Source organism: Acinetobacter entericus, assembly GCF_026168575.1.
In the GTDB taxonomy this organism is placed as follows: domain Bacteria; phylum Pseudomonadota; class Gammaproteobacteria; order Pseudomonadales; family Moraxellaceae; genus Acinetobacter; species Acinetobacter bouvetii.
Map to the genome: position 1 here is coordinate 88,956 of NZ_JAPEQW010000005.1, position 24,310 is coordinate 113,265.

Below are 24,310 nucleotides of genomic sequence, written 5' to 3' on the forward strand. Positions count from 1 at the left end.
TTTGATAAAATTACGTGTGAAGCTGCTCACACTTAATTTCATTCTTTGCATCAATTTTTTATTTATCAAATTGATTTTGAATGGATCTCTGAGCACTAAATCAATTGTTTTGACGTAACATAATGCCGCAGCGTATTGGTTGGAGAATTAAAGTCATCTAGACTTTGCCAAAATGCTTTAAATAATAGTGGACTGGTAGCGTGCTCAGTGGAAGAGCAGGATAAAATAGGTGTATAAAATTGTAATTTTTGACCATTGCGATGATATGGAATGATGATCTTTCATTTGGCTTGATGAGGTGCATGAGACTGGATATTGATACTCAGCACATTTATGCGCTCTCTCGGCAGATTTGAATAAATGTCCTCAACCAACATTTGTCTTAAAAAATGGTTTGGATTGGTTTCAAGCATTTCGCGCCGCTTGTTTGAGGCATGTGCGACAATTAAACGCTTTATTAAATTGGCTCCTCCATTAGTTTGAGTCATCTTCGGGTGTAATGTGGAGCTATTTCAATAGATACAGGCAGTGATGTGCCACAATCCTCCAACTTTCATCGCTTCCAGCAATACGCATTCGATCTCATTTAGTGTTTTTATAAGTTAAGTTTTATAGTTTTGCTTTTGTTGCTTTATTTCTCTTGCTGTTCAAAGGTAAATCACCCTAAGAATGAATTGCATTGGAGATGAATGATTTGAAAACTTTATTTTTTAGACCAGATGATTTTTCTGGAAATAAAAAAACCACCCAATCTTCCGATTGGATGGCGCTGAGTATCAACTGTAAAGATGATGAATCAGTTTTAAATTATTGCACAGCCTGCTGTTCAGACTGAATTGCCGTCAATGCAATGGTAAATACAATGTCATCGACTAAAGCGCCGCGCGACAAGTCATTTACTGGCTTATTCAAGCCTTGCAGCATCGGGCCAACACTCACCACATCGGCAGAGCGCTGAACAGCTTTGTATGTGGTATTGCCGGTATTCAAGTCTGGGAAAATAAATACATTAGCGCGGCCAGCCACTTTTGAATCCGGCGCTTTTGAACGGCCGACACTTTCTACTGAGGCGGCATCGTATTGCAATGGGCCGTCAATCAATAAGTCTGGACGGCGTTCTTGCGCAATGCGGGTGGCTTCTGCAACTTTTTCAACTTCTGCGCCCGCGCCTGATGTGCCCGTCGAGTAGGAAATCATGGCAATGCGCGGGTCAATGCCAAAGGCTTTGGCAGAGTCTGCGGACTGGATTGCGATTTCGGCCAGCTCTTCTGCAGACGGATCTGGATTGATTGCGCAGTCGCCGTACACATACACTTCATCCGGCAGCAGCATAAAGAACACGGAAGATACTAAAGAGTAATCCGGCGCCGTTTTAATCAGCTGGAATGCGGGGCGAACCGTATTGGCTGTGGTATGCACAGCACCTGATACCAAACCATCCACTTGATCCAGCGCCAGCATCATGGTGCCAAGCACAACCGTATCCTGCAGCTGCTCACGCGCTTGCAGCTCATTGATTTTGCCTTTGCGCAGTTCAACCATTTTTGCGACATAGTTGTCGCGGATCAGGTCAGGATCAATAATTTCCAAGTCATATGGCAGTTCAATGCCGCGCGCTTTCGCGACTTCAACGACTGCTTCCGGTTTTGCCAGCAGAATACACTGCGCAATGCCGCGTGACTGGCAAATTGCCGCCGCCTGAATAGTACGCGGTTCATCGCCTTCCGGCAGGACAATGCGTTTTTTGGCCGCTATGGATTTTTGCACCAGTTCGTGACGGAAGGCAGAAGGTGATAAGCGCGGCTTATATGAGCCATTGATCAGCTGGGTAATCCATTCAGGATTGAGGTGGCTGGAAACAAAACGGGTCACTTGTTCTGCGCGTTCGGTATCATCCACTGGAATTTCATTGCTGAGATTCGCCAGCTCCTGAGCTGTTTCAAAGGTGCTGAGCGGTGTGTGGATAATCGGCAGGCCTTGCTTAATCGCCGTTTGGCAGAAGTTCAGCACGTGTTCATTTGGCTGATGGTGTTCAGTTAATACTAAGCCTGCCAGCGGAATACCATTGCTGCTGGCCAAGCTGCTGGCAAGCAATACATCAATACGGTCAGAGGCGCTGATGATCAGTTCGCCTGCAATAAATTTATGCAGTTCATGCTCAATGTTTGATGCAATCAGGCTGCTGTGCAGGACGCGGCGCTGTTTCGCATCGCCTTCATTGATCCAGTGCGCAGAGATATGCGCAGCTAAATCTGACATGCGCGGTACGCTCAGCGTGTTGCTGAACGGCACTAAGCCAATGACGGGGAAATTTTCAGAACCAATGCTGGCATTCTGCTTTTGCAGCTGTACGGAAAATTGAGCGGTGTCACTGATCAAGCGCAGGCTTGGGTCAATGGTCACAGGCACTTGCGCAGAATCTTCGGGTAAGCCTTTGGTCCGCATGAACAGGACACCTGCTGTGCGGTCATTGCTGGCCCCGCCAAAATTGCGGACTTGAGTCTCAATTCTTTCTGCTGTCGCTTCCGGATTGCGGATATCCGCTGTGCTGACAATGACCACTTTGGCATCCAGCGCTTTCGCCAGATCAGCATTCAATTCAGAGGCAAAAGCATCACGGCTGGTCGGCACCAGCCCTTCAACAATAATCAGGTCATGCTTTTTAGCAATTTCACGGTGCAGGCGGACAGCATCTTCAAGCAGTTCGTCATTTTCGTCTTGGCTCAAGCGGCGGCAAACGGCGGCATGGCTGATCGGCTCAACGGTTTCATTGTTGAATAAATGACGGTACAGCGCTGTGGTGCGGTCCGCTGCGGAATGAGTTTCTTGAGAAAACGGTTTTAAAAAACCGGCTTTAATGCCTTGGCATTCCAATGCATAAATTAAGCCTAAGCATGCAGAGGTTAAACCGACGCTTTCTCCAGTTGGCACGAGTAAAATTGTTTTCATAAGCTATCTAAACTAAAAAATAAAAGATTAAACGCGACAGCGTGCTGGAGGCTGCTGCTTAAGCAACAGCCTCTTCCTCCGCTTCAGACTTTTTTGCAGAGGCTGCCTCTTCTACAACGTGCTGCGTTTCTTTGGCAATGCGGCCTTCTTCATCCGTTGGAACAACCCAAATTTGCGGGCCAGCGCCAGCATCGATACGGCCTTCAGTACCGCGTTTCAAGCTGTCATTTTTGTCTTTGCTTAAGTTGAAGCCGAAGTGCGGCAAATACGCTAAAGTTTTTTCACGGATCAGCGCTGAGTTTTCGCCAATGCCGCCAGTGAAGAACAGGCCGTCAATGCGCGGCAGGCCGCAGCTGAGGGCTGCTAAAGATTTGGCTAAGCGGTAGCAGAACACTTCAATCGCCAGCGCGGCATCTTCATTGCCCTGATCAGACGCTTCGATCAGGGTGCGCATGTCATTGGACAAGTCCGACAGGCCCAGCAGGCCAGACTGGCTGTTCAGCATTTTATCAATTTTATAAATATCCCAGCCTAAGTTTGAGGCTAAGAAACTGTGAATGCTTGGATCGACATCACCGCTGCGGGTGCCCATCACAACGCCTTCCAGCGGCGTTAAGCCCATTGAGGTATCTACGGACTGGCCGTTCCAAATTGCGCAAGTCGAGCTGCCGTTGCCTAAATGCGCAGTCAGCCAGCCGCCTTGCTTAAAGCTGCCCGCCAGTTCAGAGCCGCGCTCTGAAACATAGGCATGGCTGGTGCCGTGGAAACCGTAACGGCGCACATTGTGCATGGTGTATAAGAATTTAGGCAGCGCATAGCGGTAAGCATGCGAAGGCATGGTTTGATGGAATGCGGTATCAAAAACGGCAACTTGCGGCAACTGCGGGAACAGGCGCATCGTGGCGTCAATCCCGACTAAATGCGCCGGGTTGTGCAGCGGGGCAAGCGGCGTTGCTTCGCGGATGCGTTCAATAATTTCAGGCGTCAACAATTCCGCTTTAGTCAATGTGCCGCCGTGAACAACACGGTGGCCAATGGCTTGCGGGTTATGATGCGATAAGCGTTCTAAAATAATTTCCAGCGCTTTTTCATGGTCGGCATTTGGAATAGACAGCTCAAGCTCGGCACCGCCAGTGGTAATGCCTTTAATTCGGGCTTCAGCTGAGCCTAAGTTCTCAGCCAAGCCAAAGATACGGTCTTCACGACGTTCAGAAACCAACGCATATTTAATTGAAGATGAACCGCAGTTAATTACTAATACTGATGTAGACACGTTTTTTTACCCGAATTCTAATTAAAGTACTTATCCATGCTGTGATCTGAACGCAGTGCTTTTTTGGTGCAATTTAGATCAGTAATAATGTTTTAACACGGGTTGTTTTTCTGTCCTAGATAGACTTTAGGAGATTAGACTTAAGCACTATCGACCCATTTGCTAATAATAATTAAAATTTATCAGTTCATAGTTTTCATTTATTAATGAAATACTCCTATAAGATCAAATGCTTTGAACTGTGCATAAATACCATAACATACCGATCTGCCGTATTAATAAAAACCATACAAAAATTATGGTTTTTGATACTTAATTTGTCACCAGCGGACAATGACATAGGCAATCAGCGCGACCATAAAGAAAACAGGCATCATCCATGCCAAGCCTTGCCGCATTGCAATCGCTGTGCGGTCAGTTTCCAGCACCCAGCGTTCTTGCATCCGTCCAATCTGCTTTTTTGTCACTGCCTGCATTGTTGAGCGGCGTAATAGATTCTCCATATCCTAAATACGGATGCCTGAAGAGGTTTTGGCCAATATGCCGGAAAATTGGGTGTATTTGGCCCATGCTTCATGAATCAGTGCGCATGAGATGCCAAGAGTCAGGACAAAGCTGCTGACATTAAGCAATCAAACAGAGCCAATCCTGAATTATTCTTCTGATTTTAATGGCAGCAGATTTTTGCCGATATTCCTGCAGCCATGATGTTTTGCCCGAGGACGGCTGTTTGATAAAAAATAAAGCCCCGCAGGCGGGGCTTGTATTGATATTTTATTCAGGATCAAAATCGGCACTTAATGGCGGATTTGACCGTCGCCAAACACGATCCATTTCTGAGAGGTGAGGCCTTCTAGCCCTACAGGGCCGCGGGCATGGATTTTGTCTGTAGAAATCCCGATTTCTGCGCCTAGGCCATATTCAAAACCGTCCGCAAAGCGGGTAGAGGCGTTGATCATCACTGAGCTGGAATCCACTGCAGCCAGGAACTTGCGCGCTAAGCTGTAGTTTTCAGTGATGATGGCATCGGTATGGTGCGAGCCGTATTTGTTGATATGATCGATGGCTTCATCTATGCCGCTGACGACTTTAATGGCTAAAATTGGGCCCAAATATTCGGTGTACCAGTCTTCTTCCGTAGCTGTAACCACATGTCCGCCTAAAATGCGTCGGGTTTCAGCGCAGCCGCGCAGTTCAACTTGTTTCTCTGCGTACAGCTCGGCAATGCTCGGCAGGAATTCTTCTGCAACTTTTTCATCAACCAATAATGTTTCCATGGCATTGCAGACGCCATAGCGGTGCGTTTTGGCATTCAGCGCAATCGGCAGCGCCTTCTGTAAATCTGCCTGCGCTTCGACATAGACATGGCAGTTGCCGTCTAAATGCTTAATCACCGGCACACGCGCTTCTTCTGTAATGCGCTCAATCAGGCTTTTGCCGCCGCGGGGCACAATCACATCCACATATTCAGGCATGGTGATCAGCTGGCCGACTGCCGCGCGGTCAGCGGTATTAATCACCTGAACTGAATTTTCAGGCAAGCCGGATGCTTTTAAGCCATGCTGAATAGCGGCGGCAATCGCTTGGTTGGATTCCAGCGCTTCTGATCCGCCGCGCAGAATAATGGCATTGCCTGATTTCAGCGCCAGCGATGCTGCTTCTAAAGTCACGTTCGGGCGCGATTCATAAATCATGCCGACTACGCCTAAAGGCACGCGCATTTTGCCCAGCTGAATGCCAGTGGGGCGGTATGCCATATCGGTAATTTCGCCAATGGGGTCTTTTAGGCTGATTACATCTTTCAAGCCCTGCAGCATGCCTTTAAAGCGTGCGGGGGTCAATTCTAAGCGATCAAGCAGAGCGCTGTCCAAATGATTGCTGTGCGCTTTCGCCATATCCATCTGGTTGGCTGCTAAAATGGCCTCTTCGCTGTTTTGCAAAGCCGTATAGATAGCGGAAAGCGCATTGTTTTTGGATTCAGTAGAAGCACTGGCTAACACGCGAGATGCTTGGCGTGCCTGTTGTCCTACCGTTTGCATGTATTGTTCAATAGACTGTTGCATAGCGGTTTGATCACTTAGAAATTTCCATTTGATATTAACAGCCTCTCACTGGACAATGAAGCGTTTGCGCTGATATTTAGATCTTATTTAAAAAGCGCATTCACATTTTGCAATTGTTTTCATGCAGAAAGCGGATGAGTGGCTGCAATAGCAGTTGCGTGTAAAATCATCTCCTGTATAGAATGAAACGATACTGACATTGACGTCATACAAATAAAGACAAAAGAGCAGGATGCTTGCTGCAGGCAGCTCTGATTATTTTTTCTTGCACAATAAAAATAAGGCAAGGATGGAGGAGGGAATATGAATTCCATTATCCAAATGGATCAGGAAGTACACGGCGGAAACACGCAGTACAGTTTTTTTGACCTGTATGATCGAGACAGCTTTAAACAGCCAGCTCGAACGACATGGATCAATGGCTGGAAAGTTGAATATATGGCAATCGCCCGGCCAGAAACCTTGCATATGACCCCAATGGTGATTATTGGCGGGGCATTTCAAAATTTCAATTCCTATAAATATTGTGTTGAACAGCTCTTCGCTGCCGGGCCGATTGTTCTCATTGACTTGCCGTCTATGGGCGCCAATCAGCAAATCAGCAATGTCGACAGCGGTGTTTCAGCAGGCGTCTTAGAGCTGGAAGATTTAGCCGGCATGCTGGGAACTTGGCTGGACCTGGTCGGCCTGCAGAAAGTTGCAGTTTTGGGCATGTCTTTGGGGTCAGTGGTGGCATCCTGTTTAGCGCATCAGCGTCCAGAATTGATTGAGCGCATGATTTTGATGGGCGTGATGCAGAAAACCCGCAAAAGCTGGCGCATGCTGCTGGAAGAATCATTATATTTAATGAAAGAGCAGCGCATGGACGAATTTGGCCAGGCGGTGATTCTGTATCTGGTCAATCATGCCAAAATGGATCTGACCCGCATGTCGCCGACGGCCAAGCGTTTATTCTTCCGCCAGATGGCTGAGTTTACCGCGACAGAGCAGGAGCGCTATGACATCAATTGCAACCGCTTGCTGCGCCTGACCAATGTGCCGATTCCAGCGTGCGATGTGCTGGTTGCCTGCGGCCAGTATGACAGTTTTACGCTGCCGCATGAAAATGCCAATTTTGCGCTGCAGTGCCCGAATATGCAGTTTGCGATGATTGCCAATGCAGACCATGTGCCGCAGCTGCAGCGCCGCAAAGAAACCATGAATTTATTCGCTACCTATTTGCGCGGCGAGTCCATTCAAAATCTGGATGGCATTCTGCCCATGAGCCGTGAGCAGATGGCAAATATAGAACGGCGCGGAGAACAGCGCATTGAAGTGCGGGATGCCTCTACACAATTAAGCCACCGCCATTCCGATTTAAGCATGAGTGCTGAAATTTCAGATTTGAACTATTTCGGCGTGCTGTTGAGTGTCGAGAATGATGCAGCCGCAGCACAGGCTGCGCAATATCCGCGGGATTTGGCGCTGCATCTGCGGGATCAAGAGGGTGAGTTTAAGATTGAATGCCTGATTTTTGAAAGTTCTGGAGCGCAATTGCGCGCTTTATTTAAGCATGGCAGTTTTGATGTTGCAGAGCGCCTGCTGCGCTTTGTACAGTGGCAAAAAGAACAGATGCATTTGCTGGAAGCGGTTTAAATCTTCCTTATCTAGATAAAAAACAGCGTTATGAACGCTGTTTTTTTACGGCTGCATGAATGACCCAGACTAAATCACCGCCGTGTTCCTCTGGATTTTGGAATGAAATCAGATTGCTGTCAGCATTATTTTGAAAAAATGCGGTCGGCTGAATCACATCGACTAGGCTGAATCCGGCATTGCAAAAAAAGGTTTGAATTTCTGAAGGGTTGATAAAATGAAAAGTAAATGAGCTGCGTGACATGACTTTCAGCAGCTTGCTGCTGGTCCAAATAAAATTCGCCAATTTATTTTTGACGGGTTCTGGGTAAATATCGGTCAGGTAATGCATCTCTGTAAAGTCCTGTCCATATTCGGTAATGCCCTGCAGCAGTTTATTCAGCATGGATTTGTCAAAATAATTGATCAGCCCCTCGCTGATAATCGCCAGCGGGCGGCTGGTGTCAAAGCCTAGAAAAATTTTTTCAAAATCCTGCGTGAAAATGTCGGCGGTCAGTACTTCCGGCGCTTGAGCATCCAGCTGCTGCAGCGCGCGGGTTTTAATTTTTGCCATTTCGGGCAAATCCAGTTCGCGGTAGTGAATATTGGGAAATTTTTGCCGGAAGTTCCAGCTGCGCGGCGATAAGCCGCTGGCGATTTCTAAAATTTGCACATCCGGGCGCTGCTGTATTAAATCGGTCAGCTGCCGATCAATGATGCTGTGGCGCTGTTTGAGCGTGGTGCGCATGCTGCCGCCGACATGTTTTTCGGCCCAGCTTTCCAGCGGATGCAGGATTTTGGCCAAAAACTTGCCCTTGCCCGTGGCAAATACAGGATGGGAAATGCCCATGCTGTACCAGATATAGCCGGTATAATGTGCGGTAAATGAAATGTGCCGATGTTCAGATAAATTTTGAGCCATAACCATTAAGCCTTAGATATTCTTTTAATCCTTTGGATTTTTTTAATTTTCATTGTGCTGCAGTATGCCTGCTGTTTTGATCATCATAATCAAAAAGGAACACGATGTCGTGTTCCTTTTAATGAATTTTAACGCGCTGCCGCTTTAAGCGCTGAACTGGCCTTTGAACTCTAAAATGCGGTCACGGGTCCGCGCCCAATCTTGACCTAAGTCCAGCTGCTGGCCAACGTTCAATGCAGGAATTTGACCGCGCATGCGCTCCAGTCGCTGCTGATTCGGCATTGGCAGATTGGCAATGCCTTCTAAGGCGGTGCAGGCGGATTCACGGTTATTGCACACCAAGCCCATGTCACAGCCCGCATTTAATGCCGCTTGTATGCGGGCATCTGCGCCTCCAGCTACACAGGCCGCCTGCATGCTGAGATCATCAGAGAACAAGACACCGTCAAATTTCAATTCGCTGCGCAGCACCTGCTGAATCCAATACGGGGAAAATCCTGCAGGATTGGGATCAATCTGATCGTAAATAACATGCGCAGGCATCAGGGCATCCAGCTGCGGCATCAGCTGAATAAAGCTTTGCATGTCTTTTTGGTAAATTTCATCATAGCTGCGCGAGTCGACGGCCGCGGCCACATGCGAATCCGCTTTGACTGAGCCGTGTCCGGGGAAATGCTTGCCGGTGGATGCCATGCCCGCGCGTTTCATGCCTTTCAGGAAAGCGCTGGCCAGCGGAATAATATCCTGCATATTTTTGGCAAAGCTACGGTCGCCAATCACATCGCTGATGTCATTCAGGTCTAAAACTGGAGCAAAACTGAAATCAATGCCGACCGCTAAAACTTCAGAAGCCATCAGCCAGCCGCATTGCTCTGCCAGTTCAGCTGCTTTTTCAGGCTGGCTTAAGTAAAGTTCGCCAAACTTGCCCATAGCAGGCAGCAGGGTAAAGCCGCTTTTTAAGCGCTGTACGCGTCCGCCTTCCTGATCAACGGCGATTAATATATCAGGACGGATTTGGCGCATATGATCGGTTAAAGCGCGCACTTGTTCTGGCGATTCGATATTTCGGCCAAATAAAATCATGCCGCCGACTTGCGGAGCCTGCAATAGTTCAATATCTTCTTGATTAAGTTCTGTGCCAGCAATGTCGAGCATTAATGCGCCAATCATATTTGGGCTCCGTGTTGGAATTTCTAGGGAAAAACAATACCTGAATTCTGCAATGTTTTGCTACACTTTGTCAGCACAGATTATGATAAAACTACACGACATAAACAGATTAAGTCATTTAAGATTTTGAAAATATTCAGCTCAAGTCAAAAAATGACACGGCAATTTGGTTAGAAGACCAAGGAAGTACGACATATTTATGAAACTTCAAAGTATCGCTTGCGCCGTTGCCTTAGCAACGGGCGGTTTATTTTTTACTCATGTTGTAAATGAGGCAATTGCTGCGGAAACTGCGGCAACCGCTGCTTCAAATACGATTCAGCCTTCACAAGAGCAAGCTTTGGTTTCCCGTCAATTGGCAACCTTGGTGGATCGCCAGCATTATCTAAATCAGCGGCTGGATGCGAATACCTCAAGCAGGATTTTAGATTTTTATATCGACAGCCTCGATCCTGAACATACGCTGTTTCTAGCCTCTGAAGTGAATGATTATAAAAAGCGTTTCGGTGCAAATTTTGGCGCAAATTTGAAAGCAGGCAATTTGTCCGGTCCATATGAAATTCACGCGCAGTACCGTGCACGTTTAAAGCAGTTTTATAGCCATATGCTGGCGGAACTGAAAAAACCGCAGAATTTGAATCAGCCGAATGCATTTATTGAAACGGACCGTGAAAAAGCCCCGTTCTTTAAATCTGAAGCGGAGCAGCGCGCGCATTGGAATAAAATGCTGGTGTCGCAGCTGATCAATTTAAACATCAGTAAACAGGAAGAGCAGGCGAAGCAAAAAGCGCTGAAAGATGATCCTGGATTAGCCAATGGGCAGGATTTGACTGGTCCAGAAGATTTAACGCCGGTTCAAACACTGACCAAGCGCTTTACCCGCCAGCTGGAGCGCGTCAGCCGCTTGAAGAGCGATGATGTGCTGGATAAAACGCTGAATGCTATGATGCTGACTTATGATCCGCACAGCAATTATTTCCCGCCCGTGGATGCCATGGAGCTGAACCGTCAAACCACGCTGCAGCTGGAAGGTGTCGGCGTATCCATCCGTCCGGACCGCGGCAATGAAGACTACACCAAAATTGAAACCATTGTAGAGGGCGGCCCAGCCAGCAAGTCAGGCCAGGTGAAAGCGGGTGACCGCATCATTGGCGTGGCGCAGGACGGCGACAAGATGGTGGATGTCATTGGCTGGCCGAGCAACGAAATTGTTGGCTTAATCCGCGGCAAGCGCGGCACTAAAGTCACTCTGCGCTTACTTGGAGCCGGCGCATCGATGAGCCAGGCGCGCAATGTGACCATCGTCCGTGATGTGATTCAAGAAGAAGACGCCGGTGTGCGCTCACGGACTGTGGAAATTGAACGTGACGGCAAAAAATACAAATTCGGCGTTTTGGAAATTCCATCCTTCTATCTGAATTACCGTGCGCGCCGCGCAGGCGCGGAATACCGCTCAGTTTCGGAGGACACCAACAAAGCGCTGAAATCACTGGCGGCGCAAAATGTGGAAGGGATTATTGTGGACTTGCGCAATAATCCCGGCGGTTCGCTGGATGAAGTGGTGCGCATGCTGGGGCAAGTGATTAAATCCGGCCCGGCAGTTCAGATACGTGATGGGAACGGCACGGTCAGTGTCTTAGAAGATGATGACGGCGGCGCGCAAACTTATGCTGGCCCATTGGCGGTATTGATTAACTTGGCATCGGCGTCGGCCAGTGAAATTTATTCTGCGGCGATTCAGGATTATGAACGCGGCATTGTCATTGGCAGCACCACGACGGGTAAAGGAACAGCGCAAGTGCAGCTGGATAGCTTGGCTTATGGGCAGGCGACATTGACGCAGCGTAAATTCTACCGTGTCACAGGCGGCAGCACGCAAAACAAAGGCGTGGTGCCGGACATTAAGCTGGTCGACATTTACAATGACGAATTTGGCGAACGGAAATCGAAAAATGCCTTGAAATGGGATACGATTCCGACAGCACCGTTTAAGCGCGAAGGCTCGATTCAGAATTATGTGCCGGATCTGGTGAAATCATCGCAGCAGCGCGTCAGCCTAAATCCTCAGTTTAAGTATCTGGAACAGCGGACGGCGCTGGCGAAAAAAGCTGATGAGCAGAAGCAGGTCGTGCTGGATCTGCAAAAGCGCAAAGCGGAATTGCTGGACATGGAGCAAAAAACGCTGGCATCAGAAAATGAACGCCGTAAAGCAACCGGCCTAAAACCGTTCAGCAATTGGGAAAGCTATCAGGCGTCAATGGATGCGCTGGTGGAAACCCGCGCGAAAATGAAAGCGAATCAGCGTCCTGCATTGCCGGAAGATGAAGCTTTTGTGAATGAGGCGGCGAGTGTGCTTTTAGACTATGCAAAGCTTCAAGGTGCGGCAAAAGCAGCGCCTTAACGCCATCTTTGAATTTTTTGAAAACCAGCACGCTTTGGCGAGCTGGTTTTTTTATACCGGCGTTATTTTTGAGCAAAAAAATCAGCTCAGGATAGGGCAGATGAATCGGGAATATTGCTACGTTTTTTGTGTTTTAGTGATTGATATGGAAGTTTTTTTTATAAAACTGACCAGCCTCTGCAAAACATGGAAGAAATACTTGACCTAAGCATGAGAGTATAAGATTCTAGGTTAATTATTTTTTGCCGATAACTTTTTTTTATTTTTTAAGGCAATCAACCTAAAAATACCGGTCATTTAAATTGAACAAAATAACAGTAAAGGCTTGTGCGGAATCTTCTTTATGACGCATGTACATTATGATTACAGTCTTGTATTGGTCTCGGCTATCGTTGCATTGCTGGCATGTTATTTTGCTGTTTCTGTAGAACAGACATTATTCCGCGGCTCCCGGCCTAAATATGAATGGCTGATTTTAATTTGCAGCGGCGCGCTTTTGGGGGCGGCGATTTGGTGCATGCATTTTGTGGCCATCATGGCAAGCCAAATGCCCGGCATGCAATCTTTTCATTTAGGCTTAAGCCTCGCTTCGTATTTAATCGCCTTTGCCGCATCGGTTTTTGCTATTTGGCTGACCACCCGTTTTACCCTGCCGTTATTCCGTTTGACTTTAGGCGCTGTCTTGATGGGGCTGGGCATTTCAGGCATGCACTATACGGGCATGCTGGCTTTGAATATACAAGGTTATGAAGTCCGCTATGAACCTGTCTTGGCTATTTGCTCAATACTGATCGCGATAGGCGGTTCATGGATTGCCTTTTTGCTGGCTTTCCGCAATAAGCACGCACGCCACTTTAGAATGGCATTGAAGTTCGCAATTGCATTTACTTTAACGATGACCATTGTGGTTATGCATTATACCGGCATGGCTGCCATGAGTTTCATTCCCGTAAATCCTGCAGCGCATGTAGAGCAGGCGACAGGCTTTGATCTGCAGCTGTTGACCGTTATCTTTATGACCTGTCTGATTTTAGGCGTTGCATTTTGCGTGGCGATGCTTGAGCGCCGCTTAGAAGAGCGCAGCCGGCAGCTGACCAAAGCCAATCGGGAGCTGGCCAATTTAGCTGTCCAGGATAATTTAACTAAACTGCCAAACCGGCTGTTTCTTGCTGAGTATGCGCATTTTTTGTTTACCGATCAGCGCTATCAAAAGGATCAGATTGCTTTTCTTTATATCGATTTAGACCGCTTTAAGGCGGTGAATGATGTATTTGGGCATCATGTGGGAGATCAGCTGCTGATTCAGCTGGCCAATCGTTTGCACCGCCTTTTAGATGAGCATTCAAAGCTTTTGCGTATTGGCGGTGATGAATTTTTGATGGTGCTGGAAAGCGCGACCTCGGAGAAGGCATCTGCAGTTGCAGAGAAAATTTTGGAATTGATACAGGACAGTTTTTTAATTGCGGGCAAAGAAATCAATGTATCCGGCAGTATCGGCATTGCCATGTACCCTGAGCATGGCAGTAATTTGCAGGATCTGCTGATCAATGCGGATGCCGCTATGCTGACATCCAAAGATCAGGGGCGGAACACCTTTTCCTTATTTTGCTACAGTTCAGATCAAAATGAAGCCAAGAGTCAAACCAAGCTGATTAATGACCTGTATAAAGCGGTAGAAGATCAGCAATTTGTGTTGTTTTATCAGCCAAAATTTAAGGCCTGCGAACGCGGGATTTGCGGCGTAGAGGCGCTGATCCGCTGGAAGCATCCGAGCCTCGGCATGCTGACGCCGAATATGTTTATTCGCGGGGCGGAAAAGACTGGGCTGATTATCCGGATGGGCTATTGGGCGCTGGAAGAGGCATGCAAGCAAATTAAAGCCTGGGAACATACGCATCCGCATTTTTTACCGATTTCTGTCAATTTATCCGCCATTCAGTTTGAACATAAATACCTGTTTGCAACCTTGGATGCCCTGCTGAGCAAGTATAAAGTCGACTCCAGCTATTTGATGATTGAAATTACAGAATCGACGGCAATGCACCATATTGAAAATAGCATCCGGACCTTGGAGCGCTTGCGTCAAATGGGAATCAAACTGGCAATTGATGATTTTGGCACGGGGCATTCCAGCTTTTTATATCTGAAGAATTTGCCAGTGGACGAACTGAAAATTGATAAAGAATTTATTTATGATTTAACGCCGAATTCTAAAGAAGAAATGATTTTGGAAAGTATCATTCAGCTGGCGATTAAGCTTGGGCTGGTGGTGACAGCAGAGGGCGTTGAAACCCCGCTGCAAGCTGAGATTCTGACCCGTTTGGGCTGTCAGCAGCTGCAGGGCTATCTTCTGGGGCTGCCTGTGGGAGTCGTGCGCTTAGAAGCGTCGGAATACCTTTAAATTCAGAAAAAGTCATAGTTGCACAATGGTTTAAGAGTAAATATTACTCAAATTTAAGTGGTAACTAGGGTATGAAGTTCACCTAGTTCAGTGAATTTATTTTGGACTATTGCACGTGCATGAATCTCATTGACTTAGCTTTGAAAGCTCCTTGCACTCAGTTTATCGCCTAATAATTTGATGCGCTGAACTGCGTGTATTTGCATGGTTTCAGCATCGATACCAAGATGTAGCTTTCGCCCTTGGCAACGGTATTCAGATTAAGGCCTCTTATATTTCCACTTTCCTTTACTCAGAAATTTTAAACTTTGCGAAGCAGTGCTGTTTCATATCTACGCATAGATGAAGTTCACCTCTACTTTTTTGATGGTTAATTGCAATATTGATATGTTTTTGTTTTCCGGCAAAGGGAGGGGGAATCTGGCGCTGTCCAATCTAATCTGTAAAGTTTAATTATGCTTTGAACAAAGCCTATAACCATGCGCAAAGAGCATCGAAATAGAGATTTGATCATTAAACAGCATTGAATTGCTGTATCGGAGTAGGTTTGATTTCGACCTTTTTGCCTTGTGGTTGTGCATACCACTTAGTCTTCGGATTAAACCAAATTGATATGTTTCCACGATTAATCAAAGCTTGGCTTAAGCGGGTCAATTAAGAGCGAGATAAATTGTAGATGCAGATTTATTCATTCAGAAATTATAGAACGGCACAGACTAGTAGCGCAGGGTTGAGCAGCAAGGCCCTTGGGAACACGAATATCCAATGCAAAGTCGTGGTTAGAAGGCAGTTGATGAGTAAGGCGCTATAAATGTGTTTTACTCAATATTATTAATAAATCTGCTACAATATCGCCAATTTTTAAATTGATCAGATCTGGTCTTTTGCGCTGCGTGTCTGCAGCAGGTGTCTTTCCATGAGTTTTAAACAAGAATTAGCGGCGCAGGTCGCTCAGCGCCGTACATTCGCTATTATTTCCCACCCCGATGCCGGTAAAACCACCATGACAGAAAAACTGCTGTTATGGGGACAGGCGATTCAGGTTGCCGGTATGGTGAAAAGCCGCAAGTCAGACCGCGCAGCAACATCGGACTGGATGGAAATGGAAAAAGAACGGGGCATTTCGATTACCACCTCGGTCATGCAGTTCCCGTTTAAAGACAAAATGATCAATCTGCTCGATACCCCAGGGCATGAAGATTTCTCGGAAGATACATACCGGACATTAACTGCGGTCGATTCTGCATTAATGGTGATTGACGGCGCGAAAGGTGTCGAAGACCGTACGGTGAAGCTGATGGAAGTCTGCCGCATGCGCGACACGCCGATCATTTCATTTGTCAATAAAATGGACCGTGAAATCCGTGAGCCGTTAGAGCTTTTGGATGAAATTGAGAATGTCCTGAAAATTAAATGCGTGCCTTTAACGTGGCCGCTGGGTACTGGCCGCGACTTTGCCGGTGTATTCAATTTAATTGAAGAAAAATTTTACGTATATAAAGCAGGTTTTGGTTCAACCATTACCGATATTGAAGTGCGTGATGGCTATGACTATCCGGACTTGCGTGAAAAAGTCGGTGAGCTGGCATGGGCAGCCTTCGAAGAGTCTTTGGAATTGGTGCAAATGGCCAATGAGCCTTTAGACCGCACAGAATTTTTGGCAGGCCGTCAAACGCCTGTACTGTTTGGTACGGCATTGGGCAACTTTGGTGTAGATCACGTGCTGGATGCATTTTCAAAGTATGCGCCAGAACCGAAAGCGCATCCGACAGAAGCGCGCACAGTTGAAGCGACTGAAGAGGGCTTTACTGGATTTATCTTTAAAATTCAGGCCAATATGGATCCGAAGCACCGTGACCGTATTGCATTCATGCGGATTTGTTCAGGCAAATATGAAAAAGGCATGAAAATGAAGCATGTGCGTATTGATAAAGACGTGCGCATCAGTGATGCATTAACATTTCTGGCGGGCGACCGTCAGCATCTGGAAGAAGCATGGCCAGGCGATATTATTGGCTTGCACAACCACGGCACGATTCAGATTGGAGATACTTTTACCGCAGGCGAAAAGCTTCACTTTACCGGCATTCCGCACTTTGCGCCCGAAATGTTCCGCCGTGTGCGCTTAAAGGATCCATTGAAATCCAAGCAGCTGCAAAAAGGCTTAAAAGAGCTGTCGGAAGAAGGCGCCACACAGGTATTCATGCCGCAGAACAGCAACGACTTAATTGTGGGCGCGGTAGGTGTGCTGCAGTTCGAAGTTGTGGCGTACCGCCTAAAAGAAGAATATAAAGTCGATTGCATTTATGAGCCAGTCAGCATCAATACTGTGCGCTGGGTGTCTTGCGATGACGACAAGAAATTTAATGAATTTAAGAAAAAAGCGCATGATCAGCTGTCGGTTGACGGCGGCGGCCATTTGACCTACCTTGCGCCGAGCCGCGTAAATTTGCAACTGATGCAGGAGCGCTATCCTGACATCCAGTTCCGCAACACCCGCGAGCACTAAGTCTCCAATCGGACAGAAAAATAAAACAGCTTCACGTGAAGCTGTTTTATTTTGTGATAAATTGATTTTAATTTTAAGCCTTCACCTCTCAGCATTATGAATATCATCAAGGATGCAGTAACACTTTCACTGCTTGGCATGACCCTGCTGCTGAGCGCCTGTGATGATGCTAAAAAACCGCAGCAGCCCGAATCTGAAAAAAAAGCATCAGTTTTTGCGCCTGAAAAAGCGGAAGTATTGCCCTATTTAAATATTCAGGAACAGCCTGCAAAAATTGCGCTGCCTTTTTGTGAAAATAAAAGCTGTATTGATCTGGATATACAAACGGTTCAAACCGCAGATGCGTGGCTGAATACATGGATTGAACGCAATCAGGCGCTGGTGGTGCAGGATCAGATCGGGCTGAAGCAGAGCATGAGCCTGCAGCAGGCAATCAATGCGTATGTGAAAAAATCAGATGCATGGCAAGATGAATTTAAAGCCAACCGGCCTTATTCCTTAACCATGTACACCCGCATTCCGTATCAGCGCAATCAATATGTGCTGCTGCAGGTTGGTGTGGATACTGCGCAGGAAAATGTCAAAGTGAAAGACCGCCATTACTTTTTTGTTGCGGACCGCAATACCCAGAAAAGTTTAGCCCTGCTGGACATTATGGATGCTCAAAAACAGGCGAAAATGAATGCGATTGTGCAGGAGGCATATGCCAAATGGCTGAAAGATCAGGATGCGGCTGTCCGCTCAGCGGCGCCGAAAAAGCTGTATTGGGGGCAGTCTGACTGGTTTTTCGATCAGGAGGGGATTGGCCTGCATTACCGCACGCATGAAATTGTCAAAGACGGCAAGCAGCTGGATATTTACTTAAGCAAACAACAAACACAGCAGGTCTTGAAAGCTGACGTATATCAGCATATGTTTTAATGTCAGGCATTGAAGAATGATGCCGGTCAGTCAGATAAGAGAGACACTTCATTCATGTTAAAGCATAAAAAAATTTGGGCGATGAGTATTTTGGCTTCCGCTGTTGCGCTGAGCGCTTGCCAGCCGCAGAAAGCTGAACCGCAGCCAGAAGAAAAACCGAAAACAGAAGCGCCGGATCAAAGCATGAAACTGATTGGCGATTCTGAAAAACTCAGTTTGAACATGCCGGATTGTGACGGCAACAGCTGTCCTGAAATTTCAGTTGAACGGCTCAGCAGCAACCAAAGCTTTATTGATCACTACATTGATGATGAAATATTAAAGCAGCTGGGCTTGATTCTGTCTGTGGCGCCCGCTCAGGACAAAGCGCAAACAGCAGCCAGTGAAGCCAGCGCTGCGTCTGAAGCCAAGTCGCAATTGGCGCAGGTCGAAACGCCAAAAGTAAAACTGGAGAAGCAGGCAGCGCCTTATATGCAGGCCTTTATTAAATTGGATCAAGAGCTGAAAGACTTAAATTCAGCGCAGAAAATCAGCTTGATGGTTAAGCCGAAAATTCTGAATGCAGGGCAGCCATTGGCGACCGTCGTGCTGAACAGCAGCAGCTATTTGGGCGGTGCGCACGGCTCATCTTCACAGCAGTATTATAATTTCGATCTCAAAACCCAGAAACTGGTCAAACTGGATGACATTATAGCCGCGAAACAAAAAGCCGCATTGCAGAAGAAAGCGCATGAAGCTTTTAAAACATGGGTGATGGATTCAAAGCTGGCGGACAGTGTTGATGAATATGAACAGGCTTGGAAATTTAAACTGTCAGACAATTATTTCTTGGGCAAAGATGGCTTAATTCTGCAATATGCGGAATATGAAATTGGGCCGTATGTCGTGGGGCTGCCGCGCTTAACTCTTCCTTATGATCAGCTGCAAGGCATTTTGAAGCCGCAATATTTGCCGGCAGCAGCTGAAGCGCCAGCTTCTGAAGCCAAAGCGAAATCTTAATGCGCAGCCGTTCTGCCTTATTTGATACGCATACCCATTTTGACGTTCCCGATTTTGATCCCGACCGGGAAGAATTGGCGCATGCGGCCAAACAGGCAGGCGTAGAGCGTTTGGTGCTGATTGGCTTTGTGCAGAACCGATTTCAGGATTTAATTCAGACGCATCATTTTCTCAATAGCTTAAAGAACGCGCCAAGAAGTGAATTGGCGCCCGGCCTGCATCCGTTTTATATCGAACAGCACCAAGAGCCGCATTTGCTGGATTTAGAGCGGATTCTGCAATCTGAAAACTGTGCGGCGATTGGAGAAATCGGTTTAGATACTTTTCTGCCGCAGCATAAACAGCCCGATGCTGTTGCCAAACAGCGGCATTTTTTTGCTGAGCAGCTGGAGCTGGCAAAGCAGTATCACAAGCCTGTGTTATTGCATATTCGAAAGTCCCATGCAGAAACGCTGAAAATTTTGAAAGCACAGCAGTTTAGCTTGGGCGGCATTGCGCATGCGTTCAGCGGCGGGGTAGAAGAAGCCAAAGCCTTTATTAAGCTGGGATTTAAAATTGGCGTAACTGGACAGATTACCAATCCGAATGCCAGAAAACTGCATACCGTCGTTCAGGCCGTCGGCGCTGAACATTTGGTGCTGGAAACCGATTGCCCTGATATGCCCCCGCTATGCTGTCAGCACGGCAGCGGGCAGCGCACACGAAATACACCGGTGAATTTGCCCTATGTGCTGCAGGGGCTGGCGCAGAGCCTGCAGGCGGATGAAGATGATCTGGCGCGGAAAATGTGGCGCAATACGCTGGATGCACTGCATTTGAAAATATAAATCAGGCGATTTTCGAATTGCTGTAAAAAAGGCGCATTATGCAATTTCTAAAATGCTCCAGACTTGGCATTATGCTGTTAAATTTTATCGAGTGAGATTCACATGGCACAAGGACTATTGGCGGGTAAGCGCTTTTTAATTGCCGGCATTGCAAGCAAATTATCTATTGCATTCGGTATCGCTCAAGCACTGCACCGTGAAGGCGCTGAACTGGCATTTACTTATCCGAATGAAAAATTAAAAAAACGTGTCGATGATTTTGCTGAACAATTCGGTTCAACTTTAGTTTTCCCTTGTGATGTGGCTGTGGATGCAGAAATTGAGGCCGCATTTGCAGAACTGGCTAAGCACTGGGATGGCTTAGACGGTGTGGTGCATTCTATCGGTTTTGCGCCTGCGCATACTTTAGACGGCGACTTCACTGAGATTACTGACCGCGAAGGTTTCAACATCGCGCATGACATTAGCGCCTACAGCTTTGTTGCGATGGCGCGCGCCGCGAAGCCTTTATTGGTGGCGCGTCAAGGCTGCCTGTTGACGCTGACTTATCAAGGTTCAGAGCGCGTTATGCCAAACTACAACGTTATGGGCATGGCGAAAGCTTCTTTGGAAGCGGGTGTGCGTTACTTAGCGTCGAGCTTGGGTGCTGAAGGCATCCGCGTGAATGCAATTTCTGCAGGCCCAATCCGTACATTGGCGGCGTCAGGCATTAAATCATTCCGCAAAATGCTGGATTTAAATGAGAAAGTTGCGCCGCTGAAACGCAATGTCACGATTGAAGATGTCGGCAATGCCGCGCTGTTCCTGTGTTCACCTTGGGCAAACGGCATTACCGGTGAAATCATGTATGTCGATGCCGGTTTCAATACTGTGGGCATGAGCGCTGATCTGATGCTGGATGCGGAATAATTTGCTCCTCCCTTTTTTAAAGGGAGGCTGGGAGGGATTCTTCTTCAATTGAATCAAATCCCTCGCCCTCTGGGGGAGGGGATGATATTTTTCCCTCCTCATCCCGACCTTCTCCCAAAGGGAGAAGGAGAAAAGCATAGGGCAATAAAAAAGACCGCAATGGCGGTCTTTTTTATTGCTGAAAGACAAGCGTTTAAGCCTGACCTTCCACAGCAGAGGCTTGCGCGCGTTCTAAATTCGCTTCAAATTCTGCATCAAAATTGATTGGGGTCAAAAGCAATTGCGGGAAGCTGCCTTTAGTGACCATGTCATTCACCGCTTCACGCAGGAATGGGAACAGAATGTTCGGGCAGTAAGCGCCAAGGATGTAAGGCAGGCGCTCTTCTTCTACAGCATCAATCAGGAAAATGCCAGATTGAGTGACATCAACGATAAATGCAGTTTCGCCTGCATTGTTCGCTTGCACCACAACTTTTAAAGACACTTCAAAGTGAGTCGGGTCAACTTTTTCAGCAGAAGAGGACAAATTAATGTTCAGTTCCGGCTGCCATTCTTTGGTAAATACTTGAGCCCCAGGCACTTCAAAAGAAATATCTTTAGTATAAATACGCTCTAAAGCAAGTTGCGGTTGAGCTTGTTGTTCTTCACTCATTCTGTAATCCTTAATATGAAGATGTGATGTTGTTTGGCTGTTAAGCCAGTAAATCGTCGAGTTTGCCTTCACGTTCTAATGCGTAAAGCTGATCAAAACCGCCAATAAATTGTTCGCCAATGAAAATTTGCGGCACGGTGCGGTGCTTGGTGCGCTGCATCAATTCCACACGCACTTCAGGCGCTTCATTGGATAAATTAACTTCTTTAAAAGTTACGCCTTTACGCTCAAGAAGCTGTTTTGCACGAATGCAGTATGGACAAACAGCAGTAGAATAAATCGTTACTTCAGCCATTCAAAATCTCCTTAAACAATTATTTCGCTTTTACCAGTGGCAAGCCTTGCGCTTTCCAGTTGCTGATGCCGCCGTCTAAGCGGTAAGCATCGGCATGACCGACCTGCTGTAAAGCAGAACCTGCGACTTGACCTAAATTGCAGATAAATACCAGTGGGCGCTCTGAGTTTTTCAGTTCGTCCAGATGCTTGGTAATTTGGCTGTAAGGAATGTTGCGGCTGCCACTGATGTGGCCTTCGCGGAAATCTTTTGCATCACGCAAATCAATCAGCATGGCATTTTTTGCTTTAGCCAAAATTCCTAAAGACTGCGGTGAAATTTTGCGGCCATTGCGCTGACCTTCTAACAGGAAGAACAGCACCACCAATACAGCAAGTGTGCCAAATAAGAAGGGGTGATTCCCCATAAATTCGAACCAACGTTCCACAAGTCACCTAATCACAATTCAAAAAACTGCCAAGAGTATAGCTGATAAATATGGTGATCAAAATCACCGCTTCAAGGGCCGTACAGAATAAAAACTAATTTTTTTGCTGCGCTTCCGCTATTTCATCAATTAAGCGTAAATAGCTGTCTAAGCGGCGCGGCAGAATTTCGCCTTTAGATGCAGCTTCGCGCAGGGCGCACTGTTTTTCATGCTTATGGGTGCAGTTGCGGAATTGGCAATAACCCACCAAATTGGCAATTTCGGTAAAGCCATTCTGAACACTTTCTGTGGTCAAATGCCACAAGCCAAATTCACGAATCCCGGGAGAGTCAATCAGCGCGGCATTTTCACCAAAGGCGATGAGGCGGGTAGAGGTTGTGGTGTGCTGGCCTAATGCCGAGTTTTCTGAAATGACATTGGTTTTTTGCGCAGCGTCAGGAACAATGGTATTGATCAGCGAGCTTTTGCCGACACCGGATTGGCCGACAAAGGCCACGGTTTCCCCCGCCAAACGCTGAGACAATGCAGAAACATCACCCGAAGACTGGGTTTGCATCACTTCATAGCCCAGGTCTTTATATTCCTGAACAAGATCTAAAATCGGATCATCAGCTTTAACCAGATCCATTTTATTCAAGACCAGCAAGGCTGGAATATCCGCATCGGCGCAGGCGACTAAATAGCGGTCAATCAGGCTGGGCGCAACTTCAGGAAAAGAGGCAAAAACAATCACAATCAGGCTGACATTGGCGGCGACCGGCTTAACTTTGTGGTAACGGTCAGGGCGGGTCAGCAATGATTGGCGCGGGTGAATGGCGGTAATAATGCCCAAACCGGTATTCGGATCGGCCTGCCATTTCACGCGGTCACCGGTCACCAGCGCTTCTAAATTGGTGCGGGTATGGCAGCGCCAAACACTGCCCAGTTCAATAGGTTTCCAAAACGGTTCAGGTTCTCCCGCAGAAACCGCAGGCTTTTTAGGATGCGCCTCTGGAACAGACAGTGCTTGAACTTCCAGCTGGCGTCCATAATGCTGAACGACTAATCCTTCAAGATCATTCGAGGTATCGATTTCTTCCTGACGGGATTGGTGCTGTTTTTGAATGCGGCGCTGCTGCTGCTCGGTAAGGCGGCGCTTACGAATTAAAGCCATTCATATCCTAAAAAACCATAAAATCTAGAAGGCAAAAATAGCATGAAGCGGGGTCTATTTACAGCGCGGGGGCAAGAAATTTGCTACTATAGCCGCTTTACAGCCTAATAAGATTGCACATTTATGAGCAGCACACCGGATACCCGCCTGATTTGGATTGACCTTGAAATGACAGGTCTGGATACCGATAATGATCAAATTATTGAAATTGCAACGATTGTAACCGATGACAAGCTCAATATTTTGGCGGAAGGCCCAGTGCTGGCGATCCATCAGTCACCTTTAATCCTCAATGCGATGGATGAGTGGAACACCCGCCAGCATGGCCAATCCGGCTTAATTGAACGTGTGCGCCGCAGCAAATTGACGGCTCAGGATGCAGAACAGCAGACCATTGAATTCTTAAAAAAATGGATTAATCCCAAAGTGTCGCCAATGTGCGGCAACTCAATTTGCCAAGACCGCCGCTTCATGCACCGCTTGATGCCTGAATTGGAACAGTTCTTCCATTATCGGAATTTAGATGTGTCGAGCGTTAAAGAGTTGGCAAAACGCTGGCGCCCTGAAATTATGAGCGGCTTAAAGAAAAATGCGTCGCATTTGGCGATGGATGATATCCGTGATTCTATTGCAGAATTAAAATATTACCGTGAATACTTCTTTATTATGAATAACGACTAAGATCTTTATTCAGAAAAGAAAGATTAAGAAATTCTAAAAAAGAGGCGTCCTGCCTCTTTTTTATAGCTTGGACATTATATGCAGAGCGCTACATTTCAGCGCTGAATTTGCTAAAATGGCGCCTTGTCCAGATTTAAGATTAAG

The 24,310-nt window shown here is 47.0% G+C and carries 19 protein-coding genes and 1 pseudogene; 9 read left to right on the forward strand and 11 right to left on the reverse strand.

All coding sequences use genetic code 11. The features are described 5' to 3' along the window. Positions 1–807 precede the first annotated feature (807 nt). The 4 genes from pta to OKC24_RS05790 all read right to left on the reverse strand — a co-directional run bounded on the left by pta (position 808) and on the right by OKC24_RS05790 (position 6,285). Positions 808–2,949: a phosphate acetyltransferase gene (pta, locus tag OKC24_RS05775; protein WP_131276188.1), complete on the reverse strand. Its 2,142-nt coding sequence runs from the start codon at positions 2,947–2,949 to the stop codon at positions 808–810. A 58-nt stretch (positions 2,950–3,007) separates the two neighbouring features. Beyond that, positions 3,008–4,222 carry an acetate/propionate family kinase gene (locus OKC24_RS05780; RefSeq protein WP_130143695.1) on the reverse strand — a complete coding sequence of 405 codons (1,215 nt, stop codon included), beginning with the start codon at positions 4,220–4,222 and terminating at the stop codon, positions 3,008–3,010. 320 nt (positions 4,223–4,542) lie between these two features. Beyond that, positions 4,543–4,698 carry a hypothetical protein gene (locus OKC24_RS05785; protein ID WP_165381086.1) on the reverse strand — a complete coding sequence of 52 codons (156 nt, stop codon included), beginning with the start codon at positions 4,696–4,698 and terminating at the stop codon, positions 4,543–4,545. Positions 4,699–5,019: 321 nt separating this feature from the next. Continuing rightward, positions 5,020–6,285, reverse strand: a complete 1,266-nt coding sequence (locus tag OKC24_RS05790) for a glutamate-5-semialdehyde dehydrogenase (protein WP_131276187.1) — start codon at positions 6,283–6,285, stop codon at positions 5,020–5,022. Between the two features lie 303 nt (positions 6,286–6,588). On the opposite strand from OKC24_RS05790, the gene OKC24_RS05795 reads away from it, so the two are divergent. Further along, complete coding sequence (locus tag OKC24_RS05795) at positions 6,589–7,920, forward strand: alpha/beta fold hydrolase (protein ID WP_130143693.1); 1,332 nt, start codon at positions 6,589–6,591, stop codon at positions 7,918–7,920. A 28-nt stretch (positions 7,921–7,948) separates the two neighbouring features. Here the strand turns inward: OKC24_RS05795 and OKC24_RS05800 are convergent, their stop codons facing one another. Continuing rightward, positions 7,949–8,821 (reverse strand): class I SAM-dependent methyltransferase, encoded by an 873-nt coding sequence (locus tag OKC24_RS05800; protein WP_130143692.1) that lies wholly within the window; start codon positions 8,819–8,821, stop codon positions 7,949–7,951. A 144-nt stretch (positions 8,822–8,965) separates the two neighbouring features. Further along, positions 8,966–9,991, reverse strand: a complete 1,026-nt coding sequence (nagZ, locus tag OKC24_RS05805) for a beta-N-acetylhexosaminidase (RefSeq protein ID WP_131276186.1) — start codon at positions 9,989–9,991, stop codon at positions 8,966–8,968. A 199-nt stretch (positions 9,992–10,190) separates the two neighbouring features. On the opposite strand from nagZ, the gene OKC24_RS05810 reads away from it, so the two are divergent. Then, the gene (locus OKC24_RS05810) at positions 10,191–12,392 is read left to right on the forward strand and encodes a carboxy terminal-processing peptidase (protein WP_131276185.1); all 2,202 of its coding nucleotides are present in this window, start codon (positions 10,191–10,193) and stop codon (positions 12,390–12,392) included. A gap of 343 nt (positions 12,393–12,735) precedes the next feature. Next, on the forward strand, positions 12,736–14,793 hold the full coding sequence (locus OKC24_RS05815) for a putative bifunctional diguanylate cyclase/phosphodiesterase (protein WP_130143688.1): 2,058 nt from the start codon (positions 12,736–12,738) through the stop codon (positions 14,791–14,793). A 53-nt stretch (positions 14,794–14,846) separates the two neighbouring features. Here the strand turns inward: OKC24_RS05815 and OKC24_RS05820 are convergent. Beyond that, positions 14,847–15,485 (reverse strand): annotated as a pseudogene (locus OKC24_RS05820) (transposase). Between the two features lie 224 nt (positions 15,486–15,709). Between OKC24_RS05820 and OKC24_RS05825 the strand changes: the two are divergent. From OKC24_RS05825 to OKC24_RS05845, 5 genes are all read left to right on the forward strand, one after another. Beyond that, positions 15,710–17,302, forward strand: coding sequence for a peptide chain release factor 3 (locus OKC24_RS05825; RefSeq protein WP_130143687.1), 1,593 nt, complete (start codon positions 15,710–15,712; stop codon positions 17,300–17,302). A gap of 96 nt (positions 17,303–17,398) precedes the next feature. Then, the gene (locus OKC24_RS05830; RefSeq protein WP_130143686.1) at positions 17,399–18,223 is read left to right on the forward strand and encodes a hypothetical protein; all 825 of its coding nucleotides are present in this window, start codon (positions 17,399–17,401) and stop codon (positions 18,221–18,223) included. A gap of 54 nt (positions 18,224–18,277) precedes the next feature. Beyond that, positions 18,278–19,222, forward strand: a complete 945-nt coding sequence (locus tag OKC24_RS05835) for an RsiV family protein (protein WP_131276184.1) — start codon at positions 18,278–18,280, stop codon at positions 19,220–19,222. Further along, positions 19,222–20,049 (forward strand): TatD family hydrolase, encoded by an 828-nt coding sequence (locus OKC24_RS05840; protein WP_131276183.1) that lies wholly within the window; start codon positions 19,222–19,224, stop codon positions 20,047–20,049. Before OKC24_RS05835 ends, OKC24_RS05840 begins: the two co-directional genes overlap by 1 nt. 102 nt (positions 20,050–20,151) lie before the next feature. Next, positions 20,152–20,958, forward strand: a complete 807-nt coding sequence (locus tag OKC24_RS05845) for an enoyl-ACP reductase FabI (protein WP_130143683.1) — start codon at positions 20,152–20,154, stop codon at positions 20,956–20,958. A 193-nt stretch (positions 20,959–21,151) separates the two neighbouring features. Here OKC24_RS05845 and secB read toward each other — a convergent pair whose 3' ends face one another. The 4 genes from secB to rsgA all read right to left on the reverse strand — a co-directional run bounded on the left by secB (position 21,152) and on the right by rsgA (position 23,485). Then, the gene (gene secB, locus OKC24_RS05850; RefSeq protein WP_005007402.1) at positions 21,152–21,610 is read right to left on the reverse strand and encodes a protein-export chaperone SecB; all 459 of its coding nucleotides are present in this window, start codon (positions 21,608–21,610) and stop codon (positions 21,152–21,154) included. 40 nt (positions 21,611–21,650) lie between these two features. Beyond that, positions 21,651–21,905 carry a glutaredoxin 3 gene (gene grxC, locus OKC24_RS05855; protein ID WP_005007405.1) on the reverse strand — a complete coding sequence of 85 codons (255 nt, stop codon included), beginning with the start codon at positions 21,903–21,905 and terminating at the stop codon, positions 21,651–21,653. A 19-nt stretch (positions 21,906–21,924) separates the two neighbouring features. Next, complete coding sequence (locus OKC24_RS05860) at positions 21,925–22,332, reverse strand: rhodanese-like domain-containing protein (protein WP_130143681.1); 408 nt, start codon at positions 22,330–22,332, stop codon at positions 21,925–21,927. A 94-nt stretch (positions 22,333–22,426) separates the two neighbouring features. Further along, the gene (gene rsgA / locus OKC24_RS05865) at positions 22,427–23,485 is read right to left on the reverse strand and encodes a ribosome small subunit-dependent GTPase A (protein ID WP_130143680.1); all 1,059 of its coding nucleotides are present in this window, start codon (positions 23,483–23,485) and stop codon (positions 22,427–22,429) included. A gap of 123 nt (positions 23,486–23,608) precedes the next feature. Between rsgA and orn the strand changes: the two genes are divergently transcribed. Further along, positions 23,609–24,166 (forward strand): oligoribonuclease, encoded by a 558-nt coding sequence (gene orn, locus OKC24_RS05870; protein ID WP_005007410.1) that lies wholly within the window; start codon positions 23,609–23,611, stop codon positions 24,164–24,166. Positions 24,167–24,310: the final 144 nt, after the last annotated feature.

Excerpts from the sequence above, each read along its gene's own strand:
- secB (WP_005007402.1), bottom strand. The coding sequence starts at position 21,610 with ATGAGTGAAGAACAACAAGCTCAACCGCAACTTGCTTTAGAGCGTATT.
- OKC24_RS05835 (WP_131276184.1), top strand. The coding sequence starts at position 18,278 with ATGTTAAAGCATAAAAAAATTTGGGCGATGAGTATTTTGGCTTCCGCT.
- grxC (WP_005007405.1), bottom strand. The coding sequence starts at position 21,905 with ATGGCTGAAGTAACGATTTATTCTACTGCTGTTTGTCCATACTGCATT.
- OKC24_RS05830 (WP_130143686.1), top strand. The coding sequence starts at position 17,399 with ATGAATATCATCAAGGATGCAGTAACACTTTCACTGCTTGGCATGACC.
- rsgA (WP_130143680.1), bottom strand. The coding sequence starts at position 23,485 with ATGGCTTTAATTCGTAAGCGCCGCCTTACCGAGCAGCAGCAGCGCCGC.
- orn (WP_005007410.1), top strand. The coding sequence starts at position 23,609 with ATGAGCAGCACACCGGATACCCGCCTGATTTGGATTGACCTTGAAATG.
- nagZ (WP_131276186.1), bottom strand. The coding sequence starts at position 9,991 with ATGATTGGCGCATTAATGCTCGACATTGCTGGCACAGAACTTAATCAA.
- OKC24_RS05825 (WP_130143687.1), top strand. The coding sequence starts at position 15,710 with ATGAGTTTTAAACAAGAATTAGCGGCGCAGGTCGCTCAGCGCCGTACA.
- OKC24_RS05845 (WP_130143683.1), top strand. The coding sequence starts at position 20,152 with ATGGCACAAGGACTATTGGCGGGTAAGCGCTTTTTAATTGCCGGCATT.
- OKC24_RS05810 (WP_131276185.1), top strand. The coding sequence starts at position 10,191 with ATGAAACTTCAAAGTATCGCTTGCGCCGTTGCCTTAGCAACGGGCGGT.
- OKC24_RS05795 (WP_130143693.1), top strand. The coding sequence starts at position 6,589 with ATGAATTCCATTATCCAAATGGATCAGGAAGTACACGGCGGAAACACG.
- OKC24_RS05815 (WP_130143688.1), top strand. The coding sequence starts at position 12,736 with ATGACGCATGTACATTATGATTACAGTCTTGTATTGGTCTCGGCTATC.
- pta (WP_131276188.1), bottom strand. The coding sequence starts at position 2,949 with ATGAAAACAATTTTACTCGTGCCAACTGGAGAAAGCGTCGGTTTAACC.
- OKC24_RS05840 (WP_131276183.1), top strand. The coding sequence starts at position 19,222 with ATGCGCAGCCGTTCTGCCTTATTTGATACGCATACCCATTTTGACGTT.
- OKC24_RS05800 (WP_130143692.1), bottom strand. The coding sequence starts at position 8,821 with ATGGCTCAAAATTTATCTGAACATCGGCACATTTCATTTACCGCACAT.
- OKC24_RS05785 (WP_165381086.1), bottom strand. The coding sequence starts at position 4,698 with ATGCAGGCAGTGACAAAAAAGCAGATTGGACGGATGCAAGAACGCTGG.
- OKC24_RS05790 (WP_131276187.1), bottom strand. The coding sequence starts at position 6,285 with ATGCAACAGTCTATTGAACAATACATGCAAACGGTAGGACAACAGGCA.